8 protein-coding genes are annotated in these 15,584 nt (G+C 72.4%); 2 read left to right on the top strand and 6 right to left on the bottom strand.

Features of this window, described 5'->3' with window-relative positions; translation table 11 throughout:
* Positions 1 to 4: 4 nt before the first annotated feature.
* Together ACIO6U_RS25035 and ACIO6U_RS25030 are read right to left on the bottom strand one after the other, a co-directional pair.
* Entirely contained in the window at positions 5 to 898 is an 894-nt protein-coding gene (locus ACIO6U_RS25035) for a MurR/RpiR family transcriptional regulator (protein ID WP_355345666.1), read from the bottom strand.
* 90 nt (positions 899 to 988) lie between these two features.
* Positions 989 to 2,734 (bottom strand): serine hydrolase, encoded by a 1,746-nt coding sequence (locus ACIO6U_RS25030; RefSeq protein ID WP_401722412.1) that lies wholly within the window; start codon positions 2,732 to 2,734, stop codon positions 989 to 991.
* Between the two features lie 205 nt (positions 2,735 to 2,939).
* Here ACIO6U_RS25030 and ACIO6U_RS25025 point away from each other — a divergent pair, with 205 nt between their 5' ends.
* Complete coding sequence (locus tag ACIO6U_RS25025; protein ID WP_391162083.1) at positions 2,940 to 4,148, top strand: amidohydrolase; 1,209 nt, start codon at positions 2,940 to 2,942, stop codon at positions 4,146 to 4,148.
* Between the two features lie 314 nt (positions 4,149 to 4,462).
* Here ACIO6U_RS25025 and ACIO6U_RS25020 read toward each other — a convergent pair whose 3' ends face one another.
* The 3 genes from ACIO6U_RS25020 to ACIO6U_RS25010 form a co-directional block, all read right to left on the bottom strand.
* Positions 4,463 to 7,672 carry a discoidin domain-containing protein gene (locus tag ACIO6U_RS25020; protein ID WP_401722409.1) on the bottom strand — a complete coding sequence of 1,070 codons (3,210 nt, stop codon included), beginning with the start codon at positions 7,670 to 7,672 and terminating at the stop codon, positions 4,463 to 4,465.
* A 257-nt stretch (positions 7,673 to 7,929) separates the two neighbouring features.
* Entirely contained in the window at positions 7,930 to 8,454 is a 525-nt protein-coding gene (locus ACIO6U_RS25015; protein WP_391045414.1) for an AAA family ATPase, read from the bottom strand.
* Positions 8,455 to 8,588: 134 nt separating this feature from the next.
* Entirely contained in the window at positions 8,589 to 10,472 is a 1,884-nt protein-coding gene (locus ACIO6U_RS25010) for a LamG-like jellyroll fold domain-containing protein (protein ID WP_401722406.1), read from the bottom strand.
* Between the two features lie 303 nt (positions 10,473 to 10,775).
* Between ACIO6U_RS25010 and ACIO6U_RS25005 the strand changes: the two genes are divergently transcribed.
* Positions 10,776 to 11,771, top strand: coding sequence for a pyridoxal-phosphate dependent enzyme (locus ACIO6U_RS25005; RefSeq protein WP_401722403.1), 996 nt, complete (start codon positions 10,776 to 10,778; stop codon positions 11,769 to 11,771).
* Positions 11,772 to 11,830: 59 nt separating this feature from the next.
* On the opposite strand, the gene ACIO6U_RS25000 is transcribed toward ACIO6U_RS25005, so the two are convergent.
* A complete protein-coding gene (locus ACIO6U_RS25000; RefSeq protein WP_401722743.1) occupies positions 11,831 to 15,040 on the bottom strand; it encodes a TIM-barrel domain-containing protein in 3,210 nt (1,069 codons plus the stop codon).
* Between the last annotated feature and the right edge of the window lie 544 nt (positions 15,041 to 15,584).

Here is a 15,584-nt window from a genome sequence, read left to right as displayed (position 1 = left end):
CCGGTCACGGCTCCGGCAGCCGGTGGTCGCCGACCGCGTCGTACGTCTCCTTGAGCGCCTTGCGGGCGCTGTCCAGATGGTGCTGGGCGACGCCGATGAACAGGCAGTCGATCACGGTGAGCTGGGCGATACGGCTGGCGGTCGCGCCCGAGCGGAAGGTGGTCTCGGGGGCCACGGTCGTCAGGAGGTGATCACTGACCGCGTGGATCGGCGAGCGCGGGAAGCTGGTCAGGGCGACGGTCGTCGCGCCGTGCTCGCGCGCCACCCGCAGCGCCTCGACGGTGTCGGCGGTCGCCCCGGTGTGGGAGAGGCCGATGGCCACGTCACCGGGGCTGAGCACCGCCGCCGAGGTGAGCATGATGTGGGTGTCGCTCCACGCGAAGCTCACCCGCCCGATCCGGTGCAGCTTCTGCTGGAGGTCGGCGGCGACCAGGGCGTTGGCGCCGACGCCGTAGATGTCGACGCGGCCCGCCGCCGCGACCGCCGCCACGACGCGGCGCAGCGTGTCGACGTCGAGCTGCCGCGCGGTCTCCTCGACGGCGCGCGCGTCGGCGAAGGCGACCTTGCCGACGACTTCCGACAGGTCGTCGGTCGGCGTGATGTCGCTGCCGAGGTGCCGGTCGTCGCGGGTCTCGGCGCGCGCGGCGTCCGCGGCCAGCGCGATCCGCAACTCCGGGTAGCCGCGCAGGCCCACGGAACGGCAGAAGCGGATGACCGTGGTCTCGCTCGTCGTCGCCGCCTCGGCCAGTTCGGTGATGCTGCTGCGCGCGGCGAGCGCCGGATTGGCCAGCACGGCCGCCGCCACGCGCCGCTCGGCCGGAGCGAGGTCCGGCAGCAGCGACCGGACGCGCGCCAAGGGACTCGCCTCGGGGGATTCGTTGTCGGAACCGGCTGACACAGGGGGAAACGTATCCACCGTGATCGTCGGGGTCAACGTGGCCTCGGGCGAGCCCCGGCGCGGGTGAGCGCTCCGCGGCCGGCGGACGGATCAGTGCACGGTCCGCCAGGCGCCGGCCGGGGTGAGTCCCGCGGCCCGCAGCAGGTCGTGGTGGCCCGAGGTGACCGACAGCCCCGCGAGGTCGACGCCGCGGCCCTCGTAGACCGGGTCGGTGGCGTACGTCCAGCGGATCAGCGCACCGGCCGCGTCCCGCGGAAGCTCGGCGCGCACCCGCCACCAGGCGCGGACGTCCTGCCCCGACAGCGAGGTCGGGGCGCCGGACGGCGCGCCCTTGCCGGTCACCCGCAGCGGCAGCGGCTGCCAGGTCGTGCCGCCGTCCGTGGAGGACTCGACGGTGAGCAGGTCGGTGGACTCGGTGTTGACGAACGCCGAGAAGTCGATGTCGACCCGTGTCTTCGCGGTGATCGGTCCCGTGGTGAGGGTGCTGGTGGTGCCGCCGCCCTGCCCCGAGTACCACAGCGGGCCGCCGCCGGGGGCCCGGACCGCGATCGCCTGCGCGAGCGCGGTGGCGATGGCCCGGCGCGGCGGATTGGTCGAGGGCGTGTTCCGCGTCGGGTGCACCCGGTTGCTGAGCAGGACGGCGAACGAACGCGACTGCGGGTCGATCACCAGCGAGGTGCCGGTGAAACCGGTGTGCCCGAGGGTGCGCGGACCGGATAGGCCGCCCATGTACCAGATCTGGTCCAGCTCGAAGCCCAGGCCGTGCGAGTCACCGGGGAACGCCTGGTTGAAGTTCTGCTCCATCAGCGTGACGCTGTTCCGGCTGAGGATCCGACGGCCCTTGTACGTACCGCCGTTGAGGATCGTCTGCGCCAGGACGGCCAGATCGTCCACGGTGGAGAAGACGCCCGCGTGGCCCGCGACGCCGCCCATGGCCCACGCGTTCTCGTCGTGCACCTGGCCGCGCACCATGCCGCGCGCCGGGCTGGTCTCGTACTCGGTCGCCGCGATCCTCGGCAGCTTCGCGGCCGACGGGTTGTAGCCGGTGTCGGTCAGCCGCAGCGGTCCTGTGATGCCGTCGCGCACCAGCGTGTCGAGCGGCTTGCCCGTCACCTTCTGCAACACCAGTTGCAGGCTCAGCATGTTCAGATCCGAGTACAGATACGTCGTCCCCGGCGCGTTGATCGGCTTCGCGTCGAGAATCGCCTTCTCGCGGGACGGCAGATCCGGGTAGCCCTGCCACAGGGAGGGGACCGGATCGGCGTCGAACCCCGAGGTGTGGGTGAGCAGTTGCTCGACGGTGACGGCGCCCTTGCCGTTGGTGGCGAACTCCGGCAGGTAGTGCGCCACCGGTGTGTCGAGGTCGATCCGGCCCGCTTCGAGCTGCTGCATGGCCACGATCGAGGTGAACAGCTTCGACAGCGAGGCCAGGTCGTAGATGGTGTCGGTACGCGCCGGGACCCGCTGGTCGGCCGGCAACTCGTGGGTGGCGTCGGCGTATTCGACCGCGTAACCGCCCGCGTCGCGCTCCACCACCACGCCGTCGTGGGCCATCAGCGTGGTCGCGCCGGGGAAGAGGCGATTCGCACCCGAGGCGGGGTCCTCCCAGCCCGCCATCTGCCGCTCGAAGGCGTCGATCGGCGCCGCGTCCAGCCCGGCCGACCGGGGGGTGCCCCGGTGCAGGACGGTGTCCGCCGGGGCGAATCCGGAGTACGGCCGGTCGAATTGGCCGCTCCCGCCGTGCTGCGGGGCCGGGGCCGCGTCGGCGCTCCCGGCGAGTACGAGGGAGAGGGAGGCGAGCAGCGCCGCGGCTGCCGTCAGTGCAGGGGTCCGCATGGAAACCTCGTCTGTAGAGGCCGGCTGGATCGGGAGCAGTGGTCGGGAGCGGCAGGGAAGGGACGCCGGGGGAGTGGAAGGATTCCTACCGCATGGCAGCTGGCGTCGGTAAGTTACTCACGCCGCACGCGCGGGTCAACCATTCGACCGGTCAAGGCTGTCGGGCGCGACGAACCCCGCGCCGCCGTCCGGTACCCTCCCACGCATGCCATCAGCACTGGACAGCCAGGAGATCGGCAATATCGCGCAAGAGTTCGACAACGACCTGGTGCTGCTGCGCCGCGACATCCACCGCCACCCCGAGCCCGCGGGCGCCGAAGAACGTACGGCGGCGCTGGTCGCCGAACGGCTGCGGGCCGCGGGCCTCACGGTGACCACCGGCGTCGGCGGCCACGGCGTGGTCGCGGTGCTCGACGGCGCGGGACCGGGACCCACCCTCGCCTACCGCGCCGACATGGACGCGGTGGACGACGACGAGCTGGACGAGCTGTTCGAGAGCGACTTCGCCTCCCTCGTCCCCGGCACCGCGCACCTGTGCGGCCACGACCTGCACACGGCCGTCGGGGTCGGCGTCGCCCAGGTACTCGCCCGGCTGCGCGAGCGCTGGCACGGCCGGATCGTCTTCCTCTTCCAGCCTGCCGAGGAGACGCTGGCCGGAGCGCGGGCCATGATCGAGGACGGCGCCCTGGAACACACACCCCCGCGCGAGGTCTACGCGCTGCACTGCGGGCCGTTCCCGGTCGGCACCTTCGCGGTCATGCCCGGTCACGGACTGCCGGGACAGGACCATTTCCAGGTCGAGTTGACCGGCCCGGACGCCGCGTCCGACGCGCGCCGGATTCTCGACCTGGTGGACGGCCTGTCCACCGTCCGCCTCCCGCGCAACCCCGAGGAGTACGACCGCCTGCTGGCCGACCTCCGCGACCCCGACGGGCCGCTGGCGCGATTCGTCGTCACCTGGCCCGAGTTGACCGCGCTCGACGACGGCAGCCCGCTCGTCCGCGTCTCGCTGCGCGCCTGGCCCGACAGCCGCTACGCCGAGATCCGCGACACCGTACGCGCCGCGGTGGAACCGCTGCCGGGCGCCACGGCCGTCTTCGCGGACGAGCCGTTCCCCGCGATGGTCTGCTCGCCGGAACTGAGCGAGGCCGCGGCGCGGTACCTGCGCGGCGCGCTCGGTCCGGACGCGGTGGAGGTGCTGCACGCCTCCTTCCCCTTCAACGGCGAGGACTTCGCGCTCTTCCTGAACGGTGTGCCGGGCGCGATGTTCTACCTCGGCGTCGCCAATCCGGAGGCCGGGATGAACGGCGCCCCGCACGCACCGGACTTCGCGGCCGACGAGCGGGCGCTGGGGTTCGGCGTCCGCGGCATGGCCGGTTTCCTGCTCAGCCGCCTCGCGGCCGACGTGGCCTGAAGGCCCGCCCCACCCTCGGCGGGAGCGGGCCTCCTCATCGGCCCTACGCCGACGGCGTCCTGCCGGTGGCAGTCGCCGCGGGGCCGACGCCGGTCCCGGTGACGGCCGCGACGCTCACGGTGCACGACGTGCCCGGGGTGAGGGCGCCGACGACCACGGCTCACGCCTGCTGCGCGTCGTCGTGCGCTGGACGCGTCGTGCACTGAGCCTGACCTGATGTGACGTCAGCGCCCCCCGCGGCGATGCCGGTTCGGGGCGGCGGACCGGCCTGACCCGGTCTGCCGCCCCGAACCGGGGTTCTTGTCCGGCCGTGGTCAGGCCGGGACGACCTCCAGGCTCACCAGCCGCGCGTCCGTGTCGCGACCGCCGGACACGGCGAGCGCCACATAGCGTGCCGTCGTACGCGCCGCGAGCGTCGCCGCACGGCCGCGCCGCCGCAGCTCGCCCGCCGAGGTGTACGTCAGCCCGTCCGTGCTGAACTCGATGGCGGCGGACGGCACATGGCCGCCGGTCCAGGCGGTACGGATCTCCCGCACATCGACCGCCGCGCCGAGATCGACCACCATGCGGCCGCGCGCGGAGCCGGGCCGCCAGGACGTCGCCGGGTCGCCGTCCACGGCCGCGGCCGGATCCGACATGCCCGCCGGCAGCGGACCGGTCGGGAAGGTGTCGCAGCCGACCGCCACGTCCTCCAGCGGATACGGCTTCGCGCCGCGCACGGTGACCTGCGCGGTCCTGCCCGGCTGGACATCGACCTGGGCGTGGGCGCCCGACGGCGCCGTGACCAGCAGACGGGCGCGCGGACCGCTCACCCGTACGGTCGCGGCGTCCACGACCTCCACCCGCAGACCGGTGGGGACCGAACCGCCCGCACGCGACGTCAGGGTGAAGCGGGCCGGGACGACCGCCGCGCTCGCGGCCGTCAACTCGGCGGCGACGTCGGTGCCGTCCGCAGTGACGTGCTGCGTTCCCGCGTAGAGCGTGAGACGGGACCGGCTCTGCGGCACCGACACCGTGGTGGCGACGGAGCCGGCGGAGAGGTTGAACAGGCTCAAGTGCCCGCCCGCGGTACTGGCCTTGACCGCCGCGTCGCGCGCCCGGGGCGCGCGACGCGCGGCGGCGGCCTTCACCGCGCGCGGGTCGCCCGACGGCAGCCCCTCCACCAGCAACGGCTCGGCGGGACCGTCGGAGAGCACCACCAGATCGCCGTACACCGACAGCGGGTTGGCGGCGTCGCGCACCACCAGCCCCGCCCGGCCGTCCACCGACAGCCAGCCGCCGCGGCTGGACAGGTCCGCGCTCGGGAAGCGGATCAGATCGGTCCAGGTCTTCCCGTCCGCCGAGCCCTGCACGCGGTACGCGCGGGCCGCCGCCGTCTCCCAGCGCAGCGTCACACGGTCGAAGGCACTGGCGGCGCCGAGGTCCACGGTCAGCCAACTGTCCGCGCGCCCGCGGTCCGAGACCGCGACCGCCCACCGGGTCGTCGCATTGCCGTCCACGGCCAGCGCCGCGCCCTTGCCGGAGTCGGCGGACGACGCGGTGGCCGTCCTGCCCTGGGCCAGATCCGGACCGCTCGCGCCGTCACGGACCTCGAAGGCGTACAGCGAGTAGCCGTACGTGGTGTGGCCCGCGACGCCCTGCATGCGCACGTACCGCCACGAACCGCTGGGCACGGTCAGCTCGTCCACCCGCGGCCCGGGACCGACACCGGCGTTGCCGCTGTCCTGCGAGGCGACCTTCGCGCTGCCCTCGGCCGCGGTGTACGTACGGCTGCCGACGAGCCCCGCGACACCGGGCATCGTCAGATTCTGCACCCGCAGCGAGCCCTCGCCCGACGCCGTACCGCTGGTCGCGTAGACCACCGCGCCGGACGGCAGAGTGGTGAAGCCCGCGATGCCCGAGTCCAGGGTCAGCACGGTCGCGGTCGCGTCGAAGCCGTCGCGCACCTCCCGGTACGTCGTCACCGACCGCTTGAGCACCTTCGCCGCCGTCGCGGGCAGGAACATCGGTGTCGTGCCGCTGAGCGCGAACAGCCAGTCGTCGTGGGCGGGTTGCCAGCCGAACTTCACAAAGCCCGGCTTGCTGACCGCCGCCGCCCAGGCCGCCGGGGTCTGCTGCGCGACCAGGCCGGGGCCGGTGCCGAAGTCCTTGACGCCGGAGGCCCGCGCGAACATCTCCGTGTCCGACAGCGGCTTGACGATCCCGCCGTGCGCCGCCCGCCACTCGTGCAGCAGATAGCTGATCGCCACCTCGGCGCGCGCCTCGGGCTCGTACTTCGGCTCACCGGAGAACTTCGCCAGCCGGTACAGCGGCGCGTACGCCTGGTACGGCGCCAGCCGCGCCGCCATCGCGGCCTCGCCCCACGCCGCCGTACGGTCCCCGGCGACCTGCGCGAGGAACGCCAGCGGGATCACGTCACGGCCGTAGAGGTGCTCGCGGTCGGCGACCATCGGCATCAGCGGCTCGCCCGCGTCGCTCATCACCATCAGCAGCGTGCGCCACAACTGCCTGGCGTTCGGCTGCTCGGTGAGCACCTGCGGCAGCGGACGGCCCGCGGTGATGAAGTGCACGGCGTTACGGCCCGAGGTGCGCCACAACTCCTGCTGGTAGTGCGGTCCGAAGGAGCCGTGGTTCTCCACGATGAAGGAGTCGTACAGATTCGTCGCGGTGTTCGCGCTGACCGCGACGCCGTCCACCACGGTCGGGTTGGCCAGGTCGGCGGCCGGGAGCCCCGTCTCGTTCCGGCTCCAACGGCCGTACGCGGCGCTCCAGTCGGCATACCGCGGATCGTCGCTGGCCCAGGCCAGACCCGGCGCCAGGGACTGGGCGTAGACGCCCATCTCCTCCAGCTTGGTGTCCCCGACGAAGCCGCCCTTGAGCCCGTTCGGCGTCCAACTGCCGGACGCCGGGTCGTTGGCGGTGCCCAACGCCGTGGTGTACGCGGCCTGTTCGCGCACGATCGTGTCGACGTGACCTCGCGTCACCGCGTCCAACTGGTCCCAGAGCAGGTGCGCCGCGAGCACGAAGTAGAGCTGGAAGGTCGTGTCGAAGAAGAGGGTGCGGCCCCACTCGGTGCCGCCCGTCAGGCGGTTGGACGCGGCGAAGTGCTTGACCGTGGCCAGCGTGTGCGCCCGCAGCGTCTCCTTGTCGATGCCCGCGCTCGTGGCGTCGTACGTACCGCGGGTCAGCAGCACCGCGTTGCCGAGGACGACCACGAAGTTGTAGTCGGTCCCCGTGTAGTAGCCCTTCGAAGCGTCCCACTGGGTCTCGGCCCAGCGGGTGTGGGTCAGCAGCGCCTGGTAGTAGGCGGCGGCGACATCGTCGTCGGGAGCGTGGCCAGGACCGTGCCCTGCGCCGCCGGGCCGGCCCGCGGGCGCGGCGTCCGCGGAGGCGGCGCCGATCGACAGCGGCGTGGCGACGGCCAGGGAGGTGAGCGCGGCGAGCTGGGCGAAGCGCCGTCTGCCCAGTCCGGCGGGGTCGTGGGTCACGGCAGATCTCCTCTTGCAATTAGACAACGTTGTCATTGGCTGCCGGGCCATTCTTTGCGGTCGTGGACGCGGCCGTCAAGGTCTGGGGAGACGGCAAAGCGGACGGACCGCGGCCGGTGACCGGGCGGACTGTGGCCGGTGGGAGGCGCGGTGCGCGCGGGCTGCGGGATGCGAGGGACGGGCGGCCGGGGGAGGCGCGGGGCGCGATCCGGAACCCGGCCCAGCCGTCGGTCGCGGGGGTACCGGGGTTCGGCACGCGGCCATCGGGCCGACGAGCCCGCCAGGTCACCGCGTCACGGGCGCACGGTGCGCAGCCACGCCCGGGCCCGACGCGGTGAGGGGAAACGGAGCACCTGGAGGTGCGCGAAGCGGGGGTCCTGGCCGCGCCCGCCGATGTCCGCGCGCCGGGCGGCGTGCTGGGACCAGGCCCACCACGCCGGGTGTTCGCCGCTGAACCAGCCCGACACGGTCTCCACATTGCCGCCGAAGACCCGCTCCCGGCGCAGCGTCCTGCTCAGCGACCGGCGCAGGACGCGCGGCATGATCACCGCTCGCGGGTAGTCGAGCCAGACCACGGTGTCCGCGCGCGTCCACAGCAGGTCCCGTACCTCCGGGTAGCCGAAGGAGTCGACGATCCACTCGGGGCCGGCCGCGAGGTCGGCGACCTTCCGCTCGAACTCCGGGTCGGTGGCCCAGTCGGGGCCCGAGAACCGCAGGGCGTCCATCTCGTGGAAGGGCAGGCGGAGCCGCTCGGCGAGGGCCCGCGCCATGGTGGTCTTGCCCGCTCCGGTGATGCCTGCGACGAGGATGCGTTTCACCGCCCGAGGCTAACGGCTGCTCGGGCGGTGGGGTCCCGGTCCGGGTCCGATCGAGAGTGAGGTCCGGGGCCGCGGGACGGGGCCGGGGGACGGGTGCGGTCGGGTCGGGACCCGCCCCCCGGCGGCTGTGTCCGTCAGGCGTTCATGAACTCGCGCGGGGCCAGCGCCCGTTCAGCGATCCGGACGTCACCGATCCAGCCGCGCATGACCTGGTCCGGCTTGCCGCCGTCCGCGTGACCGCCGATCATCCACGGCAGATTGAGCGAGGTCAGGCCGTTGTTGCGGGTGGACGGATTGCGGACGACCGGGCAGCCGTCGACGTACATCGTGGTCTGCCGGCCGTTGTTGACGACGGCGACGTGCCACCAGACGTTGATCGGCAGGTAGTGGCCCCAGTTGGTGGTCGACGTCGTGAGGTTCAACGGGTAGACGTTCCACTGGAGTTCGGCACCGCCGGACAGGCTGAGGGTGACGATCGGCTCGGTCTCGGAGTAACCCGTCTTGCCCGCCTGGCCGCTGGTGCCCCAGCGGCTCAGCAGCGCCGACCAGCCGTTGCGGTTGCCGTCCCAGTCGGCGGGCAGCTTGAAGAACGCCTCGAAGGTGTACGCCGAGCGGAAGGTGGCCGCGTTCAGCGGCGCCCTGTCCACGGTCTGGAGGTAGGCGCCGTGCGGCCCGCCGCTGTCCCTGTCGCCGCCGAAGTAGAGGCTGGCGTGGCCGGGCTGGTCCGGGTGGTGGTCGGCCGACCAGGTCAGCGCCGCGTCCGTGGCGCCGGGCAGCGCGACCTTGGTGAGGTCGTTGCCGCGCCCCGACAGGTCGACGATCCGGTCGGTGCCGTGCGAGCCGTCGAACCGCCAGTACGCCAGGGTGCCGGGGACGAGCATCCGGTTGACGGGCCGTGCGGGCCGCGGGGTGGCCGGGGCGAAGCCCGAGAAGCGCTGCTCGAAGTCGATGTCGAGCGAGAACCGGTCCTGCGGTCCCGTCAGTTCGATCTCCTGCCGCTCCAGCTCGTTGAGACTGTCGGCGGCCTTGCCGAGGATCCACGGGGAGATCGTCTCGACGTCGATGGTGTCGCGCGCCAGGTCGAAGCGGTAGAGCCGGATCATCGCGGCGCCGCCGTAGTACCGGTCCTGGTAGTTGGTGATGTGCAGATGCGTGTCGTGTCCGGCGGCGTTCTTCTTCACCGTGCGGGCGGGCGGCCAGAAGTGACCGTTGAGCGTGAGGAAGATCTGGTCGTTGCCGTCGATCAGGTCGGCCCACAACTGCTGCCCGAAGTCGGACAGTTCGGCCTCGTCGCCGTACGTGTCGGCGCCGACGATCTCGTGCGTGGTGAGGATGACCGGGGACTTCGGGTGTGCGGCGATGACCTTCTTCGCCCACGCGACGCCCGCGGCCGACGGCCGCCAGTCGAGGGCCAGCACCAGCCACTCCCGGCCCGCGGCCCGGAAGGTGTGGAAGGTGTTGTAGCCGTCGGGGCTCGCGCCGCCGAAGGAGCGCGCCTTGCCGAACCGCCGCGGCCCGAAGTGGTCGAGGTACGGCGTGTTCCCGCGTTGGTCGTCCTTGCCGGGGATGTCGTGGTTGCCCGCCAGCACGCTGTACGGCACCTGGTGGTCGTCCAGGATCTTGAACGCCTTGCTGATGGAGGCGAATTCGCCCGCCTTGCCGTTCTGGGTGAGGTCGCCCAGGTGGGCCATGAAGACGATGTTCTCGTCCTTGCCGTTCGCCAGCAGATAGCGGAAGGCCGCCTCGACAGGCGCCGGGTACAGGGCGTCACCGTCGAACATGTACTGCGTGTCCGGCATCACCACGACGGTGAAGCGCTGGTCGTCGGTGTCGGGCCGCCACGGCCCGCCGAACCCCGGAAGCCCGGCGGTTCCGGCCGTCCCCGGCGTACTGGCCGACGCGGGTCCCGCGGCCGACAGACCGGCCACCGCGGCTCCGGCGAGTCCGGCTCCGACGAGCAACGATCGGCGGCTCGCGCCGGGCAGGGGTCCCTCGGGCTGGTGCTGCGGACTGCACATGGGCGTCTCTCATTCGTCTGCGCTGTTGTTCGGTTCATCGGTCGTCGCCGTGGGGCAGCACGGAACCTGTGAGGGGTCCCCGAGAGGTCGACGGGGCAGGTCCGGCCGGCAGAAGCCGACGCTACGGACCGAGATGGCAGCCCCAGCCAACGCGCGACGAAGCGCACATGAACGCCTTGCCGGAATCACCCACTCCGGGCGCGCCCCCGGCCCGTGCACCGCCGCCGCGCAGGCCGCGGGACCGTAACGTCCGAGGTCCGGCCACCCGCGAGGCGCCCGAGGAGCACGGCGTAGGGTGCGGTGGTGACCTCAACCCACCGCCCCCCGACCGCCGCCGCGCCGGTCACGCTGGCCGACGTCCGCGACGCCGCCGCCCGCATCGACGGCGTCGCGCACCGTACGCCCGTCCTGCGCTCGCGCACCCTGGACGACCTCGTCGGCGCCGAGGTCCATCTCAAGTGCGAGAACTTCCAGCGCGTCGGCGCGTTCAAATTCCGCGGCGCGTACAACGCCGCGTCCCGGCTCACGCCCGAGCAGTTGGCCAAGGGCATCGCCGCGTACTCCTCCGGCAACCACGCGCAGGCCGTCGCGCTCTCCGCGCGGGAGCTGGGCAGCACCGCGGTGATCGTGATGCCCGAGGACACCCCGCGCTCCAAGCGGGAGGCCACCGAGGGCTACGGCGCTGAGGTCGTCACCTACGACCGGTATACGGGCGACCGGGTCGCCATCGGCGAGGCGCTGGCCGCCGACCGCGGCCTCACCCTGATCCCGCCGTACGACCACCCGCACGTCATCGCGGGACAGGGCACCGCCGCCCTGGAACTCCTCGACGAGGCAGGGCCGTTGGACGCCCTCGTGGTGCCGGTCGGCGGCGGGGGACTCCTCGCGGGAAGCGCGACCGCCGTCAAGGGGCTGGACAGCGCCATCCGGATGATCGGCGTCGAACCGGCGGCGGGCGACGACACCAAGCGCTCGCTGGAGGCGGGCGAGCGTGTCGCCATCCCCGTCCCGCGCACGATCGCCGACGGGCAAGCGGCCTCCGTCCCCGGCGAGTTGACCTTCTCCATCAACCGGCGGCTGGTGGACGACATCGTCCTGGTCACCGAGGACGCCATCCGCGAGGCGATGCGCTTCGCCTTCGAACGCCTGAAGATCGTCCTCGAACCCAGTGGCGCCACGCCCCTATCCGCCCTGCTCTCCGCCCGCGTCACCCCCCTTCCGCCCCGCGTCGGCCTGATCCTGTCCGGCGGCAACATCGACACCGCGCGCTTCGCGGAGCTGTGCGGTGGCGCGCCCTAGCCGCCTCATGGGTACGGGCCCGCGCGGGGGTACGCGCGGGCCCGTACGGGGCCGGTCGGTCAGCGGTAGCTGAGGGTGACCGGTGCGTGCACGCTGCGCGCGGGCAGCGTGACGGTGAGGGAGCGGGTCGCGCTGTCGTAGTGGTACGCGTCCGGCGGCAATCCCTTGCCGGCCGCCGTGACGTGGCTCGGCGCGGCGCCGCCGAGCAGCGTCACCGTCCACTGCCGGGTCCTGACCTGGCCGGGGAAGGACCCGGCGGCCGGGCTGACGGTGACGGTGTGCCGACCGCCGCTCTCGCGGTACCGGACCGTCGTGGTGGCGCTGCGACCGGGACCCCCGGTGGTGCCGTTGTCCTCGTATAGCGAGGTCGAGCCGGAGGCGCCCGCGGCCACGGTCAGCGTGACCTTGGTCATCGGCGCCTTGTCGTTGGCGGTGACATCGTCCGTACGGGTCGGGATGACGGCGCCCGCCTTCACGAACACCGGCATCCGGTCGAGCCCCGTGGTGATGTTCCGCGTGGTGCCGCCGGTGTAGGTCTGCCCGGTGAAGTAGTCCGTCCACTGGCCGGGCGGGAACCACACCGACGTCGTGGCCGTCGTCCCCGGGGTGGTGACGGGAGCGACCAGCATGTCGGAGCCGTAGAAGTACTCACTGCCCGCGGTGGCGTACGCCTGCGGCTCGTCCGGGTATTCGAGGTACGTGGCGCGGACCACGGGGACGCCCGTGGTGGCCGCCTGCTGCGCGAGGCTGTACGTGTAAGGCACCAGGTTCTCGCGGAGGTTGAGGAATGTGTCCGCCGACTGCCGGGCCGCGGTGCCGTACTGCCACGGCAGCCGGTCGCTGTGGTTGCTGTGCAGCCGGTCGACGGGCTGGAAGGTGCCGAGCTGCACCCACCGGGCGTACAGGTCGTCCGGCAGCTTGTGCGTGGTGTGGGTGCCGCCGCCGTCGGTGTACGTCTCGGAGCCGGTCAGCCCGGTCGTGTCGTTGTGACCGCCGATGTCGTGGCTGACCGCGGACATGCCGGTCGCGACCGACTCGCCCGGTGTGTAACCGACTTCGGACCGCAGCGTGCCCCAGGTCGAGGACGTGTCACCGGTGAAGTGCACGGTGGTGCGCTTGTCGGCCCACGGTCCGGTGGGCAGCCCCTGCTGGCCGCTGTACCCGCCGGCCTGGAGCGAGCCGTAGGCGCGGGAGATGACGAAGCCGCGGCCGATCGCCGGAGCGGATTCCGCCGCGTACGCCTGGTTGATCCACGCGTCGGGCGTCACTCCGGCGAGCGAGGACTGGGAGTTGTCGCAGCACCAGTCGAACCACCAGAAGTCGTTGCCCTGCTGGTCCATCGTCTTGTGCAGGTCCATGTACGCCTTGAGCTGGTCGGGGTCGCCGAAGTCGAAGACGTAGCAGTCGCCTCCCGCGCTCGCCCCCGCCGCGCAACCGCCCTTGACCAGCTTGCCCTTGGCGGTCGCCTGGGCCTGTGCGAACTGCGGGTCCGAGGCCAGGATGCTCGGGTGGGTGTTGAGCGTGTTGTGCAGCCCCTGCGCCGCCGACCAGTCGAAGAAGCCCTTCGGGTCGGGGAATTTGGCGGTGTTCATCTCCCAACCGCTCCAGGCGTTGGGCGACTTGAAGTCCGTGTCGGTCACCAGGACGTCCAGCGGGACGCCTTCGGACCGGAAGGCGGGCAGGATCGTGTTCTCGTAGTCGGCGGCGGTCCTGTCGATGTACTCCGAGTACCAGACGCCGTACGCCCACTGCGGCAGCAGTTGCGCCGGGCCGGTCAGCGTCGCCAGATCCGACAGCGCCTGCTTGTAGGCGTGGCCGTACCCGAAGAGATAACCGTCCTGGTACGGGGTCCCGTTGTGCGAGGGGCGCTGCGTGACCGTCTTGGCGGCGGTGTCGTACAGCGCGGACGTCGTGTCGTCCAGCAGATTCCAGCCGTCCTTGTACATCAGGCCGGGCGTGGTCGTCGGATTGCCGTTGTCGCCGTTGAGCCCGTCCAGGCTGCGCCGGTATCCGCCGAGCGCGAGGTGCGGCTGCGGGGCCGCCGCGCCGGACGCGGTCACCGACAGCGTGTCGAGGTTGATGTGGCAACTCGCCGCGTTCGGGCAGCCGACGGTGATGTCGTCGGCGCCCGCCTTGAGCGCCACCGGCACCGAGGCGGTCTGCCAGGTGTCCCAGTTGCCGGTCACCGGCAGCGAGAGCGTCTGACTCGTATTGCCGGACGACACAGTGGCCGTACGGGTCTGGTTCAGGCCGTCGCCGCCCGTGGAGTTGGCGTAGCGCACCTGGACCGCGTACGTCCCGTCCGACGGGACCCCGACGACGTGGGTCGTCACGCTCGACCCCTGGTTCAGCTCCCCGAGGAAGCCGCCGCCCGAGTATCCGCCGTGGTCGGTGGCCACCTTCGCGGAACCCGCGATCCGGTCCGCCTCGGCCTCGCAACTCGCGCCGAAGGCACAGTCCGCGATCGCCGTCGCCGAGGCCGTGGGGAACGCGCTCCCCGAGTTCACCAGCGCGACGCTGTCGATGTTCACATTGCCGGAGTTCCCGGCGGCCCTGGACAGCGTGACGGTGTGACGGCCCGCGCCGAGCTGCACCGCGGCGGTCGCCAGACTCCAGGTGTCCCAACTGCCGGTCACCGGAAGGCTCAGCGTCCGCGCCGCGCCGCCGTCGACCGTCAAGGTGAGCGTGCGTGTGGTGTTCTGGCCGTCGCCCGCCGCGGAGTTGGCGTACCGCGCGTCGAATTGGTACGTGCCCGCCGTCGTGACCTCGACATCGGCCGACAGCGAACTGCCCGTCCCCTGGAAGCCGGCCAGGAAGCCGGAGCCGGTGTACCCGGTGTGGTCCGTGGCGACGCCGACCCCGCTGTACGGCAGGCTCTCCGCCTCGCACAGCGCGCCGACCGCGCACGTCATCTGCTGCCACGGCGCCGCGGTGACCGCGGAGGATCCGGCTGTCAGTCTCACCGACAGATTCCGCGCGCTGAAGGGCCCGGAGCCCACCTGGTACCGCAGCGTCATCGCACTCGTCGCGACCGTCAGCCAGCCGTTGGACGTGCTCGTCGTGTACGCGGCAGGCGCGAAGTCACCGCGGCCGATCGCGTTGTACGTCGCGGCGTCGGTGAACTTCCCGTCCTGCGCGTACTCGGTACGGATCAACGTCGGCGACAGCACCTGGAAGCGGGCGCCGCCCGAGGTCACCGAGGGGACGGCGTGGTGGCCCGCCCCGTGTCCCGGTCCCGCGGACGCCTGGCCCGCCCCGGCCACCGTCATCCCCGCCACGCAGGCGGTCACGGCGACCACCGCTGCCCGCCGCCGCATGTACCGCATCGTGCGCCACGCTCGTCTTCTTCTCACGCACAACTCCGTCCTGAAGCGGGCCCCTTGTCGACCCGTCGTGAGGCTCCGTCGGCCGCTGACAGCGTTGTCGGAGCCCGCCTCCCCGTACCGCGTGGGCTCCTGAGGTCCGACCTGGCGGAATGCTGGACAAAGGCGGCGCCCGCGTCCCACGGGCACCTCCCCGCACTTCTTCCATCGTTGCAAACGATGTCGGTGGCATGACAGCACAGTGCCTGGCGGGTGTCCATACGGGCGGCGGTCAACGTTGGAAAAAGGGGGGTCGCCCGCGCGGCGCCGAGACCGGCGGTGGCGCGCGCCGTTCCCGACCGCCGGGCATCCTCAGGGCGGTGCGGGTGATGCCCCGTCAGGGGCGGTTAGCCGCTCCCCGGATAGACGCAGACCGCCTCCACGGGGCACCGCTGGAAGCACGGCGCGGTGCCGCGCTCCTGACGTAGGACAGGGCGGCGCGCGGCGCGGA

It is taken from the genome of Streptomyces sp. NPDC087422, assembly GCF_044744145.1.
Taxonomy (GTDB): Bacteria; Actinomycetota; Actinomycetes; order Streptomycetales; family Streptomycetaceae; genus Actinacidiphila.
Note: the sequence above shows the minus strand (reverse complement) of the source record. Positions and strands in the feature narration are given on the sequence as shown.